Consider the following 15,521-nt stretch of genomic DNA (forward strand, 5'->3'; position numbering starts at 1 on the left):
TAGGCCGACGCTGGCTGGATAACCCCAGGTCGGACACCGAGCGCAACCCCCTATCGCACGAAGTACCAGGGGCTTTCCTGCACGGTGGGCTCCAGCGTGATGCCTGTGCGCTCGCGGAACAGATCCATGTCCTGCGATTTCTCCGTCCACCACGCGTTGGGCTTAAAGGTCATGCTCTCAATGACATGGCCGACAAACACACTGTTGCGCAGCTTGGAGAAGTCGGTGTTCATGATCAGGATGGACGCGAGCACCAGCACAATGCCCAGGACCTTGATTGCGCCGGCGGACTCGGCATAGATGCCAATACCGACCAGAACGGTCGCCACGGTTTCGAACGAAGCCACGACCGGCACCTTCGACGTCTCGAGGTCCATAGAGAGGCCCTGCATATAGAAGATGTACGCAAGAGCCGTCGGAATAAAGCCAAAGCCCGCGAACAGCAGAATGAGCTGCGGGGACATTGCCGCGGCTACATCGGACCACGGAGCAGAAAGCACAGCCATAAAGCATCCGCCAAAGACAAAGCCCCAAAACGTCACCGCCAGCGGATGCAGCGTCTTGGTGGCCATGCGGCTAAACACAGCCAGCAACGCACCGCAAAGTCCGGCGATCACACCCGACGCGACGCCCCAAGTCGAGAAATGGAAACCGGACAGGTCCCCGCTCGTCACCGCGAGCACGCAACCCACAATGTTAAAGATGATGGCGACGAGCTTGTTGGGGGTCACGCCCTCGCGATAAAGCACGCGGCCGAGCATGACGCCAAACACCGGCGAGGTATAGAGCAGCACCGAGGCCGTGGACATGCCCACCTCGCCCATGCACTCGTAATAGCAGGTGTTGGCGACGGCCAAACCGACGATACCGACAAGTGCGCAGGGGACGAGTTCTTTAGGACTTGCCTTGAACAGCGCCATGGGACCCGAGGCTTTTCCCTCACGAGCACCTCCCTGGCAACCCATGAATACCAAAACCGGAGCCATCAAGACGGCACCCGACAACAGGCGAAAGGCCGCCATGCTCTGAGACGAAACGCCCAGGGCGGATATTCCGTTAACAAAGATGCCGATGGTTCCCCACATGAGGGCGGCGATCAGCACCAACGCATAGCCCATATTGCTTCTCTTCAACGCAGCCTCCTTGGTTCTGTTTCCAATATGTTTCATGCTACGTTATAGTCGTTATATACATTTTTCAAGGCACAAATCGGCGAACGGGAAATCTCTTGAAACAAGGAGTGTCCCCAACTACCGGCAGAAAGGGAACGTCCCCAAGTGCCGCTCTGATGGGTTTGCAGCGTCGGCCGGTCCGCCGTTCGGCAGAACGGCGGAACCAATACCCTTAGTAGTCCAGCTTCCACATGTAACGGCGCGTCATGTAGTCCTTGTGGGTGACGGCGGAGAGCGCACGCATGTAGACGTTGTTGAGGATCGGGGCAAAGATCAGGTGGTTGAAGTATTCGCTCACGCTGTCCTTGATGTCGTTGAGGCCAAGCTCCTTGGCGTCGAGCTGATAGACGCGATCGCCACCGTACTGGTTGACGAAACGGATGCCGCGCTCGTCGTTGCAGCGGCTGCGGCCGACGCTGATGAGCTGGAACAGCGAGGTGCGCTTGTCCAGGATCTCGAAGGGGCCGTGGAAGAAGTCGCAGGTGTTGATGGTGCAGGAGTCGATCTGCAGCATCTCCTGCACATTGCAGATGCTAAAGACGTAGGCGGCACCAAAGAGCGGGCCCTGAGCCATGACGTTGATGCAGGGCTTGTCGGCGTTCTGCTCGGCCCACTTGGCAGCGAGCGGACGGGTGTACTCGACGGCCTTGCGATAGATGGGGTCGACCAGGTCGAAAGCGGCCATAGCGGTCTCGTACTCGGCATAGCCCTCGGTCTGCTGCGTGAGCTCCATGGCGATCATGGTCACGACGGCGGAGTTGGTACGGCCCATGCAGGACTCGTCAACGGCCAGGCTGTCATACTGGATCTTGTAGTCGCAGACCTCGGTGAGGCCGGACTCGTCAACATAGATGGCGATGGTGCTGGCGCCGTGGTCCTTGGCGACCTGGGCGGCGACGATGGTCTCCTTGGTGCCGCGCATGGACACGACGACGGCCAGGGTGTTCTCGTTGACGTAGGCCGGGGTGGCATGCACGAACTCGTTGCTGGTGTAACTGGAGCTCACGACCTGCGTGGCCTCGTGCTCCATAAAGTACTGGGCAGGATAGTTGCCGCCGTTGGATCCGCCGGCGCCAATCCACACGACGCGCTTGATGCCGCCCTTGTCTGCCTTGTCAGCCAAAACCTGGGAGACGACGTCCTTAACCTGTTCCTGAGTAGTCATCGTGCATCAGCCTTTCTTCTCGTTTGATGCTCTCGATGGCATACAAGTTACATACACGTTTTGGTTATGTCGACTAGTTGTATGCTATATTTGTCTTAGAAATTTTGCTGGTAAAGTTTTCGACAATCCATTACCAGCGGTTTTGTTGTCATGTTGGATACATGCTTGGTTCAGTAAGCATACAAGTTAGATATAGGTTGTTCGCATGAGCACTTCGTCAAAAAAGAACTTGGCCCAATACGAGCGTCTGGCGAGTACGCTGCGTGACCGCATCGCCGCCGGCACCTACGCACGCGGAGACAAGCTGCCGTCCGAGATGGAGCTCATGGACGAATCGGGGCTGTCGCGCAGCACCGTGCGCCACGCGCTTAAGGTGTTAGTTGACGAGGGCCTGGTGCGCACCGAGCGCGGACGTGGCACCTTTGTGGCCGACACGCCCGCGCTCCACGAGAACAACCTGGTGTTTTCGAGCTATACCAAGCAGGTCGAAGGCCAGGGCATGAAGCCCACCACGCGCACGGTGGACTCGGGCTTTACCAAGGCGGCCGGCAGCATAGCTAAGTTCTTTGACGCCGCCGCGGGCAGCAAGCTCGTCAAACTTGTCCGCCTGCGCTACCTGGACGACGCGCCGCTGTGCCTGGAGACCACCTATCTGCCGCCAAGCTTTGGGTCGCTCATCGATCGCGATATCAACGGTTCGCTCTACGCCACGCTGCGCCAGGAGTTCCATCGTACGCCGGCGCAGGGGCATAAGACCTTTGAGGTGTGCTATGCCTCGCAAAACGAGGCGTTTTTGCTCAACGTCGAGCGCGGGCAGGCGCTGATCCTAATCACCGACTACGTCTACGACACCGACGGCCGCCCGCTCCATATCTCCAAGCGCATCCAGCGCACCGACCGCGCCAAATACACCGAGCCCATCGGCTAACCACCACAATGGGGATAGGCACCTTTGTGGTGGTTTTAGGCGAGGAGGTCGGGGAACCAGGTTGGTTTGGGCTGGTTGGGGGTGCGCTCGGCCAGGACCAGCTCCATCCAGCACATGTCGTACCAGCGGCCGAACTTTTGGGCACAGCGGTCGAAAGCACCCACCAAGCGATATCCCATATGGGCATGGAAGTCCTGGCTGTTGTGCGTTAGATACTCGTCGTCCTTGTCGTGCGGCACGGCGATGAGCGCGCACATGTTGGTGATGCCCATCGCGATCAGGCACTGCTTGAGCGCATCGTGCAGCTTGCGGCCCAGCCCGCCGTGGCGCACGTCGCGTGCCAGGTAAATCGACGTCTCGACCGACCAGTCGTATGCCTCGCGGCTGTTGAGCGGACTCGCATAGGCATAGCCTACCGGACGCCCGTCCAGCTCCATCACCAGATACGGATAGCGCTTGAGCGTACGCTCGATGCGCCCGGCGAACTCCTCAACGCTCGGCACCTCGTATTCGCAGGTAATCGCCGTCTGGCGCACATACGGCTCATAGATGGCAAGCAACGCCGGCGCGTCTTCGGGCGTCGCCAGGCGAATCGCCGGCTCGGACATCTCGGTCATACAACCCTTCTCTCTCAAAAACAAAGGCCGCCTTGCGCCAAACCCAGCGCAAGGCGGCCCCTCGTCATTACATCAGGCTACAGGACAGCCGCCAGCGCGTCGATGTCCTCCTGCGTCGTGGCCCAGCTGGTGCAAAAGCGCACCACCGTGTGGGTATCGTCGTACTTTTCCCAGTACTCGATCGCCGCATGCTCGCGAATGCGGGCCATGTCCTCGTTGGGCAAAATCACGAACTGCTGGTTTGTGGGCGTCTCCAAAAAGAACTGGTAGCCGCGCTCGTGCAGCACACGACGCAGCGCCTGGGCCGTCTGAATCGCCTGTCGACCAATCTCAAAATACAGGCCATCGGTAAAGAGCGCCTCAAACTGCACGCCCGTCAGGCGGCCCTTGGCCAACAGCGCGCCGTGCTGCTTAATACGCGGAATGGGATGCGCCGGAGCGTGCATGCCGCAGAACACCACAGCCTCGCCGCAAAGCGCGCCGCACTTGGTGCCGCCGATGTAGAACACGTCGCACAGCTGCGCCAGCTCGGGCAGGGTAATGTCGCACTCATCGGCTGCCAGCGCATAGGCCAGGCGGGCGCCATCCACAAACAGCGGAATCTCGCGCTTCTGGCACACCACATAAATCTCGGCCAGCTCGGCCTTGGAGTACAGCGTGCCGTACTCGGTCGACAGGCTCACGTACACGGCGCCCGGAAACACCATGTGCTCGCAGCTCTCGTTTTCGTAGAACACCTGGATATAGTTTTCGAGATCCTCGGCGTGCATCTTGCCCTCGTAGCCGGGAATGGTGAGCACCTTGTGGCCGCCAAACTCGATGGCGCCCGCCTCGTGGCAGGCAACGTGGCCGGTCTCGGCGGCAACCACGCCCTCGTACGGCGCGAGCAGCATGTCAATCACCGTCGCGTTGGCCTGCGTGCCGCCCACCAGCAAGAACACGTCGGCATCGGGGGCCTGACAGGCCTCGCGAATCAGCTGCTTGGCACGCTCGGTGTGCGCATCGGTACCGTAGCCGGGCTGCGGCTCCATGTTGGTATCGACGAGCGCCTGCAGCACTGCCGGATGAGCACCGTGGGAATAGTCGTTGTTGAACGCGAGCATGGCAATCCTCTCTAGCCGGGCATGGGCCCGATGATTTAAACGCCGCTATTGTACGCCGCCCGGATAGGCAATGCGTGCGGCAAGGCACTCAAGTGCCAACACCAGGGCAAAGCCGCAGCTCACGTCAGTCAAAAAGTGTGCACCGATCACGATACGGCCAAAGGCGACGAGCGCCGCAACCGCAGCCGCCGTCCAAAAGACCACGCGACGGCGCGACGGCTTTTCCTTATAGGACGCCGCAGGAAGCCCGGCAAGCATAAGACCGATCGCCGCGTGCGCCGTGTGTCCGCTCGCAAACGACTTAAAGCCGTCCTTGATCACGCCGGCGGCGATATAGGCCCACTTGTCGGGGTTACCGATCACCCACCACGGCTGAAAATCGAGTCCCGGCGTGACCTCGATCACGCGCATGCGCGGGCGCGACCACAGCGGCTTGACGATCACGTTGAGGATAATGGCCTGAGCGACCCACACGGCAAGCACCATCAACGCCCAGCGCGTGAGATCGTCGGGGTCGGTGTCGCGCGTAAGGCGATAGGCGATGAGGTTGGCTGCGATGATCAGCACAAACGTCAGTACCAGCTGAACCGCGATGAGTTTGCCGCCAACCCTCAGGGACGAAACGACCTCGTAGCCGGCCAGGCCAATGTTGACGAGGATGCCGAGCGCGGCGAGCCACTTGCTCGCCTTGGAATCGGGGCGTGCCGAGCGCACGAGCATAACGCCCGCAACGCTCGCCGTCAGCTCGAACGGCAGCTCGCCGGCGGCCTCGATAAAGCGACCGTACATGCTGCCGATGTTGAACAGCGCGCTCGAGATCTGATAATCGAAGAAGCTGCCCACGCCCAGACAAAGGCACAGGACAACCGCGATCATGGCGACATCTTTCTTATAGATGTATCCGAACATGCTTTCCTTTCGATGGGGTCAGATTGCCCAAATGGGGCGTTTGCAGCGTCGACCCAATTAGTCGTCGTCGCTCGCACCCAGCTGCTGCAGTAGCATGAGCGCGGCCGCCACCGGGCCGGTGCCGTCGTTGGCGTCGAGACCTCGGCCCAGGCCGCTGCCCGCACCGGCGCCCGCCTTGTAGGGCACCGACAGCTTGCGGCTCTTGGGGAAGTTCACCGCGCCATAGCGGGTCTTTAGTTCAAAGGCCACCTTCTTGGGCACGTCGACGCCCAAAAACGTGATACGCCCACCGCTGAGCGTGACGCTCTCGAGCCCCAGGCGCTCGCCGCGAATACGGATGCGCGCGCGGTTGAACAGGTTGAGTCCCGCCAACGGCAACTCGCCATGCGCGGCCTCGGTCTCTTCCTGCACCTCATCGATGCTTTCCAGGTCCTCGGCCGCCGCGAGCTTACGGTACACAAGCACGCGCTGGTCCACCGCCGGCAGGTACTCCTCGGACAAAAAGTAATCGGCCGGCAGGTTAATGCCCACGCTCGCCGCCTCCACGCCGGCATCGTCGTCGCCGCGCGCCTCGGCCACGGCCTGGCCCAGCATCTGCGTAAACAGGTCAAAGCCCACGCTCGACAGGTTGCCGTGCTGCTCGGCGCCCATAAGCGAGCCGGCGCCGCGAATCTCCAGGTCACGCATGGCGATGCGCATGCCGCTGCCCAGGTCCTGGAACTCGGAAAGTGCGGTCAGGCGCGCCGTGGCCTCCTCGGTGAGCGGCAGCTCGCCCGGGAACATAAAGTATGCGTAGGCCTGCGTGGCCGAGCGGCCCACACGGCCCTTGAGCTGGTAGAGCTGTGCTAGACCCAGGCGCTGCGAGTCCTCGATGATGAGCGTGTTAGCGCACGCGTTGTCGATACCGCTCTCAACGATGGTCGTAGCAATGAGCACGTCGATCTTTTTGGTCGCGAACTCGATCATCACGTCCTCGACCTCGCGCGGGCTCATCTTGCCGTGCGCCACGCCCACGCGCGCCTCGGGCGCGGCCTCGTGCACGCGCGCCACGGCGTCGTCAATGGTCTTGACGCGGTTGGACACGTAGTACACTTGGCCGCCGCGACCCACCTCCAGGCGAATCGCCGCGCTCACCACGTCGGGGTCGTACTCCCCCACGTGCACGATCACGGGGCGGCGCCCAGTCGGCGGCGTGGTAATCAGGCTCATATCGCGCACGCCGCTCGTGGCCATCTGCATGGTACGCGGGATGGGCGTGGCCGAAAGCGTGAGCACGTCAATCTGCTCGCGCAGGTTCTTGAGCTGCTCCTTGTGCTGCACGCCAAAGCGCTGCTCCTCGTCAATGATCACCAGGCCCAGGTTCTTGGGGTTCACATCGGCCGAAAGCAGGCGGTGCGTGCCGATGAGCACATCGATCGTGCCCTCGGCAAACGCCTTGAGTGCGCGCTTTTGCTGCGCCGGCGTACGGAAGCGGCTGAGCACCTCGACCTCCAGGCCAAACGGGGCAAAGCGCTCAAAGAACGTCTCGTAGTGCTGCTGGGCCAGAATGGTCGTGGGGCAGAGCACCATGACCTGGCGGCCGGAGTCCACGCACTTAAACGCCGCGCGCAGGGCGACCTCGGTCTTGCCAAAGCCCACATCGCCGCACAGCAGGCGGTCCATGGGCTTGGGCGCCTCCATGTCGGCCTTAATGTCAGCGATGGCCTCCAGCTGGTCGCGCGTCTCGTCGTAAGGAAAGCTCTGCTCCATCTCGATCTGCTCGGGCGTGTCGGGTGGGCAGGCGATACCGGTAATCGAAGAGCGGCGCGTATACAGATCGACCAGGTCAAACGCCAGCTTTTTGGCGTTCTTGCGCGCCTTATTGGTGGCACGCGTCCAGTCGGCGGTGTTGAGCCTGGTCAGGCGTGGCTTGTCACCGTCGGGGCCAACATAACGCGTAATGCGGTCGACCTGCTCCAGCGGCACGTAGAGCTTGTCGCCGTCGGCATATTCCAGCAAAAAGTAGTCACGCTCCTTGCCGCCCACTTCCTGGCGCGCGATCTCGCTAAAGAGCGCGATGCCGTGAGTGGCGTGCACCACGTAGTCGCCCGGCTTAAACGGGAACGTGATCTGCGTAATGTCCACCTTGCGGCGGCTGCGCGCGCGGTTGGCGTCCATGCGGGCGTTGAGGTCGGCGATTGAGAACACGGCCAGGTTGGCATCGGGCACCACCACGCCCTGCGGCAGGGCGGCATCCACAAAGGTCACGCGTCCGCGCGAGATGGTGGGCACGGCGGCACCGGCGGCAGCCTGGGCCGCGCCCGCCTCGAGCGAGCGGGCGTTGAGCGCGTCGGCCTTACGCTCGTGAATGGAAGCATGGGCCTCCTGGCGTGCGGCACGGTCGGCAGAATCCGCCGTTGCCACGCGTACGCGCTCGCCAATAACGCCGGCGTTTTCGGGCGCGGCCGTCAACGACTCCTCAAAGGTAATACCCTCATCGCCAAAGGTGAGCTCCATCGACTCGCGCGCACCGCGGTCAGGGATGGCAAATACGCAGGCATAGCGCTTGCCCACGACTTCCTGAATGCGCGTCATAAAGCGATTGTCCGAGCCCGCAATGGCCGGCTGCTCAATCTTGAGCTCTGCCGTCACCGCACCGCCGGCACGAATCAGGCTCACGTAGTTCAGGCGCTGCTGAGCACCAAAATCGAGCTGCTGGGCACGTACATACAGGCCATCCAGTCGGTCAATCCCCGCCTCGCCGGCACGCGCCTCGATATCCTCGTAGGCACGCAGGCAATCGTCGAACAGCGAGCGCGGCTCGGACAGCACCACGAGCGCCTTGCCGCTCACGTGCGCCAGCGGGCTCACGGTCTGGCCGTACATCACCGGCAAAAAGCGATCGAGCTCGGGCGTGACGATGCGCGCATCCACCATCTCGAGCAGCGCCGCCAGTTTGCTGTCGTCCTGGCTGGCACGATAGAGCGCCACATGCATGTTGTGGACGGCGTCGTCGGTGAGTGCGAGCTCGCGACAGGGGAAGATCTCGATGCTGTCCTCGTTGCCGATGGTCTGGCCCGTGGAACTCACCATGCGGCGGATACGGTCGATCTCGTCGCCAAAAAACTCGATGCGCACGGGCGCCTTTTCCTGTGCGGGAAACACCTCGACGGTGTCACCGTGCACGCGGAACAGGCCGGGTGCATCGGCGGCGCCGGCATTGGTGTAGCCCATGCCCACCAGGCGCTGCGGCACCTCGTCAAAAGGGATCTCCTCGCCCACCGCAAAGGTCGTGGACTCCCAGTAGCGGCTCTCGACCGGCGGCACGCAGCGCAGCAGTGCGCGGGCCGAGGCGACCATAATGCAGTTGTCGCCGCGCACGATGCGCCCGAGCGCCTCGCAGCGCTGCGCCACCACGGCGTCGTCGGGCGCCTGCTCGCGCCACGGATAGTCCTTGCGCTCGGGGAAGCGGCACACGTGCGCCAGCCCCACATAGGCGGCAAGGCTGCGGGCGGCACGATCGGCCGCGTCCTCGCCGCTCACAATGTAGACCGTGGGGCGCGGACGGCGCGCAAACTGGGCGGCAGCCATAAGCGTGCGACCCGACTGAGACACGGCCAGCGTCACGTCCTCGCCAGAATCGAGCCCGGCCTCGACGGTCTGCAGCGCCTCGGCAGTGTAGAGCTGCGCGGCTATACGGTGAATGAGCATGCTGTTCCTCCGGCATCGCAACGCCAAAAGCCCGCCGGGGCAAGCTCGGCGGGTCGTACGTCAAATACATTGTCTGTCATGGTAGCGCATGGAGAGAACTCCGGCTCAAGGGCAAACCCGGCCCCGCAAAAAACGCCAGACGAAGATGCGTTCCGCCCTACCCCGTCACGCGCACGCTGGGGCACAAATCTGCCAGCGGACACTCGCCGCACTTGGGTTTGCGGGCGTCGCAGATCTCGCGACCAAAGGTAATCCACTGATGGTTGACCGACTCCCAATACTCGTGCGGCAAAATCTTGAGCAGATCCTGCTCGGTCTTGAGCGGCTCCTTGGCATGCGTCTTGGGACTCAACATCAGGCGGTGCGCAATGCGGTTGACGTGTGTGTCCACCGCAATGCCCTCCACGATGCCATACCCCACGTTGAGCACGATGTTCGCCGTCTTGCGTCCCACGCCCGGCAGCTTTACAAGCTCCTTCATGTCGGCCGGTACCTCGCCGCCATAGTCGGCGACGATCATCTGCGCGGCCTCGACGGCATGCTTGGCTTTGCTCTTGTAGAAGCCGAGTGACTTGATGGTGTCTGCCACGTCAGCCACGCTCGCCCCGGCCATGGCCTCGGGCGTGGGCCACTGGGCAAACAGCCGCGGCGTCACCTTGTTGACCTGCGCGTCGGTCGTTTGCGCCGAGAGTAGCACCGCGATCAGCAGGCGGAAGGGATTCTCGTGGTCCAAAAAGCACTCGACCGGGCCATAGCGACGGTTGAGGCGCTCGCACACCTCGATGGCGCGCTCGCGCTTGGCGGCATTGGTCTCGCGTGGCATAACGACTCCTCAGCTCAACGGCACAATAAACTTATGGGCACAATTGTCCCACGTCCGAGACGCTTACGCCTCCAAGAATGCGCCGGTCTGACGGCTCCACAGGCTCGCGTACTCGCCACCCGCCTCGACGAGCTGCGCATGCGTGCCGTCCTCGACAATCTCACCATCGGCCAGCACCACAATGCGGTCGAGCGCCGCCACGGTGGACAGGCGGTGCGCCACCACAATGGAGGTGCGCCCGCGCATCAGGTTTTCGAGCGCCTCCTGCACCAGCGCCTCGGACTCGCTGTCCAGGGCAGAGGTCGCCTCGTCGAGCACTAGAATCGGCGCGTCGGTGAGGATGGCGCGGGCGATAGCCACGCGCTGACGCTGGCCGCCCGAGAGCTTGACGCCGCGCTCACCCACCATGGTGTCAAAGCCACGGGGCAATCGGTCGATAAACTCCAGGGCATTGGCCAGGCGCGCGGCCTCGCGAATCTGCTCATCAGTGGCGTTGGGACGACCGTAGGCAATGTTTTCGCGAATGGAGCGGTGGAACAGCAGCGCCTCCTGCGGCACGTAGGCAACCTGGCGGCGCAGGCTTTGCTGCGTGCAGCGCGAGACATCCTGACCGTCCACGAGCACACGGCCGCCCTGGACATCGTCCAGGCGCAGCAGCAGCTTGGTGAGCGTCGTCTTACCCGAGCCCGATTTGCCCACCAGGCCCACGCGCTGGCCCGCCGCCACATGAAGTGTCAGGTCATCGAACACGTTCTCGCCCGCCGCAGCGTCACGGTACGCAAAGCTCAGGTGCTCAAAATCAATCGCGCCCTCGGTTACTTTGAGCTCAGGGGCGTCCGGGTCGTCTGCCACCAAACGTGGCTCGTCCAGCACGCGCGTCATTTCGGCCGCATCGCCCAGCGCGCGGTTGATGCGCTGCATCATGGAACTCACGTAGTTCAGGCGCATGGTGAGGTTATAGGTGTAGGTAAAAATCATGACGAGCGAGCCGGCCGAGATGCCAAACCACGCGTTGCCGCCCGCCACGAACGCACTCACCACGGCCATGGTGATGACGATAAGGCCCGAGGTCGTAAAGTTGCGCTGCATCATGGCGTGCATCGAGACCGTCTCGGCGTCGCGCGCGGCACGATCGGCGGCGTCGAACAGATCGCGTTCGAAGTCCTCGCGTCCGCAGGTCTTGACGGCCAAGATGTTCGTGACCGCGTCGGAGAGCACGCCCGAGAGCTTGTTCTGTGCGGCGGACGTCGCGGCCGAAAGCGGCATGATGCGCTTGTACATAAGCCAGACAAACGCGATGTAGACGACCATGATGCCCACCAGGATCACGGTAAACGTCGGTACCACCGGGGCGAGTGCGGCCACGGTGCAGATGACCGAGGTGATGGTGGGGATGAGCGAATACACCGTCACGTCGACCAGACCCGTGTAGCCGCTCATAAAACGGCTTGTCTGGCTCACAAGCGATCCGCCAAAGCGGCTGGTATGGAATGTCATGGATTGGTTGGAGAGCGTGTCGAAGCACAGGCGCGCCAGGTGGTAGTTGCCTGCGATCTCGAGCTTGTAGACGGTGTAGTCCTGCAGCTTGGAGAGGATCTGACCCACCAGGTTAACGAGTACGAGCGCCAGGATATAGGGGCCGAAGACCTCGAATACTTGATCGCCCGCCACGGGGCCGGCCTGGACGCGGTCGACGATGAGGGCCATCACGTAGGTGTTGGCAAACGTGAGCAAAAAGATGTAGCCCGCCGACGAGAGCACCGAGAGAAAGACAATCAGCGGCTGCGTGCGCGTGACACCCCAAAACCGCTGCAGCGTGCGGTGCACGGTGGAGCGGCTGAGCGGACTGGTGCTTCTCTGAGACATGGGCTTCCTTTCGCATCTGATAGGGCGAAACGCCATTGTTGCACATTGAAGCGCACTTCAGGCAAGCACGATGCGAAAAGCGATGGGGCACCCGCGTTTACGCCGGCGACCCACCGTCCGTTGCGACTAGTCCTCGTCTTTTTGGTCTGCGAGCAGGCCTGCGGACTCCAAGCCCAAAATCGCGTCGGCTTCCTCAGCATCCTCCAGCGCGTCGATGTCCTTGAGCTTGCGCTCCATGACGTTGGTGCGCGTGGTAATGATGCCCTCGACCGTTTTGCCCGCGGTCTCGATCTGCTGTTGGGCGCGGCGCAGCGCCGCCTGATAGCGCGGCAGCTCGGCCTTGACGGCGGAGAGCACGCGCAGTACGTCGTCGGTACGTTTTTGCAGCCTAAACGTCTGGTAGCTCATCTGCAGACTATTGAGGATGGCCGCCATGGTGCTGGGACCGGCTACGTTGACGTGATAGTCGCGGCCCAGGATCTCGATAAGCCCGGGGCGGCTGACGATCTCGGCGTACAGCCCCTCAAACGGCACGAACATGATGCCAAAGTTGGTCGTTGCCGGCACACTCAGGTACTTTTCGCAGATGTCCTTGGCCTCGCGTTTCACCATCGTATCGAGCGTCTTGCGCGCTGCGGCGACGGCCTCAGCGTCACCAGACTCCTGGGCGTCGAGCAGATGCTCGTACGCGTCGCCCGGAAACTTGGAGTCGATCGGCAGCAGCACGGGGTCGCCCTCGTCTACCGGCAGCCTGACAGCAAACTCAACGCGTTCCGAGGCGCCGGGCTTGGTGGCGACGTTTTCCAGATATTGGTCGGGCGTAAGGATGTCCGCCAGGATCGCGCCCAGCTGCACCTCGCCCAAAATGCCACGCGCCTTGACATTGCCCAGCACGCGCTTAAGGTCGCCCACGCCGGTGGCGATAGACTGCATGTCGCCCAGGCCCTTGTACACGGCCTCGAGCTGGTCGCTCACCTGCTTAAACGATGCCGACAGTCGGTCGTTGAGTGTGCGAGAGAGCTTCTCGTCCACCGTCGCGCGCATTTGGTCGAGCTGCACGTTGTTGTCTTTGCGGATGGCGCCCAGCTGAGCATCGACCGTCTCGCGCACCTTGTCCAGGCGATGCTCGATGCCTTCGCGGTTGGCGCCAAGCTGTTGGGCCGTCTCGCGGCGCAGGTCATCCATACGGTCGCCGGCCTGCGAGAACTCGCGCGCAATGGTCAGGTAGCGCTGCTGCTCTACGGCGGCGTCGGTCGTCTGCTGCTGCGCGATGGCATTTGCCGTGCGGCGGGTTTCGGCCAACGCGACGTTCAGGGTGTCGAGCGTGCTGTTGGCCTGCTCGAGTGCTGCCAGCGTTTCCGCGCTACTGTCGCCACGCTCCCGCAGCTCGGCACGCAGGCTCTTGAGCTGGAGGGCGCAAGCCACAGCAACCCCCACCGCCACCAAGGCGATCACAACAAGCACAATATCAATAGCAGACATAAACTCCGCCCAACAAACCCAATCGAGCACCAATCAAAACCGCGATCAATCTTACCCTGTCAAACGCAGCTCATGTCCAATCGAGTGCAGACAAGTTACCTTTGCGCTATGGGTGCTGGTCCGCTAGCTCTCCCAGCTGGCGCGGATGGTTGCTGCGACATCCCCCAAGCGCTGACCAAGAGCTGCCAAGTGCTGAAGTACCTCATTGGGCGAGGCGCCGTTGAGGATGCACGTGAGGGCATATGAGGCCAAGAAGATTGTCGCGAGCCCCAGCGGAATCAGCACGATCATCGCCAGCGTACGCAGGCGCTGGGCCCAGCGACGGTGACGCGCACGACGTTTATCGAACGCGAGCTCCTGTGCATATGAATCCTGCTGTACGGAATAGGCCTCTGGCGCCGATTCACACCCGGGCACAGCTGCAGGTACAGCAGCGGGCACGACATTTTGCGCAAAGGGCTGGGCTGCCGCCCCTTGCATTTGCATCTCCATGAGCCGTTGCTGCTGACGCAGCATGCGCTCAGCTTGTTGCTGCGGAGTCTCAAGAAACAGATCCATGCTGGCCTCCAAAATCGGAGCATTCGACGCTTACGACCAGCATCCCGCACCGCCATGACCGCGACAACGCAATCGCCGGCAATAGCCACAAAGTTTCTTTTGCTCAAAAGCTGTCGAAAAGCTCAACAACTCCTCTACCAGCACTTTCTCTGAGCTTTTTTCGCCAGCAATCTTTTGGCCTTCCACCCTTACGCCAACTGACCAAAATCTAACCAAAAGCTTGACGAAAACTGTGAAGACAGGGACCCCACACAAAAACGTGCCGCCCCAAAAGGAGCGGCACACAAACCAATCTATTAGCCAAAACTCGCTGGCAAGCTCGCGCCGTCAGACCCGCGGCGTATGCCTTTGCCTCGCGCGACCCTGCGAAGCCGTGAGCGAGAGGGAAAGGGATGCGCCGCGGGTCTGACGCCCGGAGCGGTAAAGCCAGCAGTTGCCCCGCGCTCCGCAGCTGGTGAAAGCAGATTACATGCCCGCGAGACCTCGAGCTGCGGTGGCACACATAAACGCCAGGACTAGGATCACGAGTGAGCCCGCGATGTCGACTAGCACGCCCATTGCGCGACGCTCAAACAGCCAGCTCTCAAAGTGCGGAGCGACGTTGCGCCAAACACGCCACAACAAGATGCCCATGCCGATGACGCCGGGAATATTGAGCAGCAAAATCTCGGAGCACAAGAGGCCAATCAAGTTGCCGGCGGCAAAGCCCGCATCGCCCTCGCAGTATTTGCGATAAATCATGTACAGCATGTACGCCACAAACGGCTGCAGGCACGCAGAGATAAACGTAACTACCATCGAGGGGTCCTGAGAAAAGACATCGGTGAGCTTATCCACGCTCGTGGCATCCTTAGAGGCCAGGAACAGGCCAATGACCACCACGGGCACCACGCCCAAGATGACCTCGACCAGAGTAAACAACTTGGCAGTCAAATCCTCACTAGCCGAATTCAAATGAGGCGCCCACTCAGGATGAGCATGCGCACCGGCTTTCTTCTTATCGGCACGCTCTGCCTTGCCGCCCTCAACAACCCGACGCTCAGGATCCTTACGAGTCCCAGCAGCAGCCACCCGAGCCCGAGATTTCTTACCCATAACCAACACCTCACAAGAGGAAACGAATAGCCAACGCTACCCAGTGTACCCCCTAAGCAACATCACCGCCCCAACTGGCCCCATACAAAAACGTGCCGCCCCAAAAGGGGCGG

Annotated in this window: 12 protein-coding genes; 1 reads left to right on the forward strand and 11 read right to left on the reverse strand. The window is 61.9% G+C overall.

Annotation, left to right across the window (positions count from 1 at the left end; translation table 11 throughout):
* Positions 1 to 50: 50 nt before the first annotated feature.
* Together DXA43_RS01340 and DXA43_RS01345 are read right to left on the reverse strand one after the other, a co-directional pair.
* Entirely contained in the window at positions 51 to 1,133 is a 1,083-nt protein-coding gene (locus tag DXA43_RS01340; protein ID WP_158564921.1) for a DMT family transporter, read from the reverse strand.
* 211 nt (positions 1,134 to 1,344) lie between these two features.
* On the reverse strand, positions 1,345 to 2,337 hold the full coding sequence (locus DXA43_RS01345) for an SIS domain-containing protein (protein ID WP_117806039.1): 993 nt from the start codon (positions 2,335 to 2,337) through the stop codon (positions 1,345 to 1,347).
* 205 nt (positions 2,338 to 2,542) lie between these two features.
* Between DXA43_RS01345 and DXA43_RS01350 the strand changes: the two genes are divergently transcribed.
* A complete protein-coding gene (locus tag DXA43_RS01350) occupies positions 2,543 to 3,265 on the forward strand; it encodes a GntR family transcriptional regulator (protein ID WP_117806040.1) in 723 nt (240 codons plus the stop codon).
* 35 nt (positions 3,266 to 3,300) lie between these two features.
* Here DXA43_RS01350 and DXA43_RS01355 read toward each other — a convergent pair whose 3' ends face one another.
* From DXA43_RS01355 to DXA43_RS01395, 9 genes are all read right to left on the reverse strand, one after another.
* Positions 3,301 to 3,882 (reverse strand): GNAT family N-acetyltransferase, encoded by a 582-nt coding sequence (locus tag DXA43_RS01355; protein WP_117806041.1) that lies wholly within the window; start codon positions 3,880 to 3,882, stop codon positions 3,301 to 3,303.
* 77 nt (positions 3,883 to 3,959) lie between these two features.
* Positions 3,960 to 4,985 carry a low specificity L-threonine aldolase gene (locus tag DXA43_RS01360; RefSeq protein WP_117806042.1) on the reverse strand — a complete coding sequence of 342 codons (1,026 nt, stop codon included), beginning with the start codon at positions 4,983 to 4,985 and terminating at the stop codon, positions 3,960 to 3,962.
* 45 nt (positions 4,986 to 5,030) lie between these two features.
* Entirely contained in the window at positions 5,031 to 5,894 is an 864-nt protein-coding gene (locus DXA43_RS01365) for a phosphatase PAP2 family protein (RefSeq protein ID WP_117806043.1), read from the reverse strand.
* A gap of 57 nt (positions 5,895 to 5,951) precedes the next feature.
* Positions 5,952 to 9,584, reverse strand: coding sequence for a transcription-repair coupling factor (mfd, locus tag DXA43_RS01370; protein WP_117806044.1), 3,633 nt, complete (start codon positions 9,582 to 9,584; stop codon positions 5,952 to 5,954).
* A 157-nt stretch (positions 9,585 to 9,741) separates the two neighbouring features.
* Positions 9,742 to 10,407: an endonuclease III gene (nth, locus tag DXA43_RS01375; RefSeq protein ID WP_117806045.1), complete on the reverse strand. Its 666-nt coding sequence runs from the start codon at positions 10,405 to 10,407 to the stop codon at positions 9,742 to 9,744.
* A 63-nt stretch (positions 10,408 to 10,470) separates the two neighbouring features.
* Positions 10,471 to 12,273, reverse strand: coding sequence for an ABC transporter ATP-binding protein (locus DXA43_RS01380; RefSeq protein WP_117806046.1), 1,803 nt, complete (start codon positions 12,271 to 12,273; stop codon positions 10,471 to 10,473).
* Positions 12,274 to 12,399: 126 nt separating this feature from the next.
* A complete protein-coding gene (locus DXA43_RS01385; protein WP_117806047.1) occupies positions 12,400 to 13,755 on the reverse strand; it encodes a DNA recombination protein RmuC in 1,356 nt (451 codons plus the stop codon).
* A 123-nt stretch (positions 13,756 to 13,878) separates the two neighbouring features.
* Positions 13,879 to 14,313, reverse strand: coding sequence for a hypothetical protein (locus tag DXA43_RS01390; RefSeq protein ID WP_117646626.1), 435 nt, complete (start codon positions 14,311 to 14,313; stop codon positions 13,879 to 13,881).
* A 465-nt stretch (positions 14,314 to 14,778) separates the two neighbouring features.
* Positions 14,779 to 15,408: a hypothetical protein gene (locus DXA43_RS01395; RefSeq protein WP_147344709.1), complete on the reverse strand. Its 630-nt coding sequence runs from the start codon at positions 15,406 to 15,408 to the stop codon at positions 14,779 to 14,781.
* Between the last annotated feature and the right edge of the window lie 113 nt (positions 15,409 to 15,521).

This window comes from Collinsella sp. OF02-10, assembly GCF_003463445.1.
Taxonomy (GTDB): domain Bacteria; phylum Actinomycetota; class Coriobacteriia; order Coriobacteriales; family Coriobacteriaceae; genus Collinsella.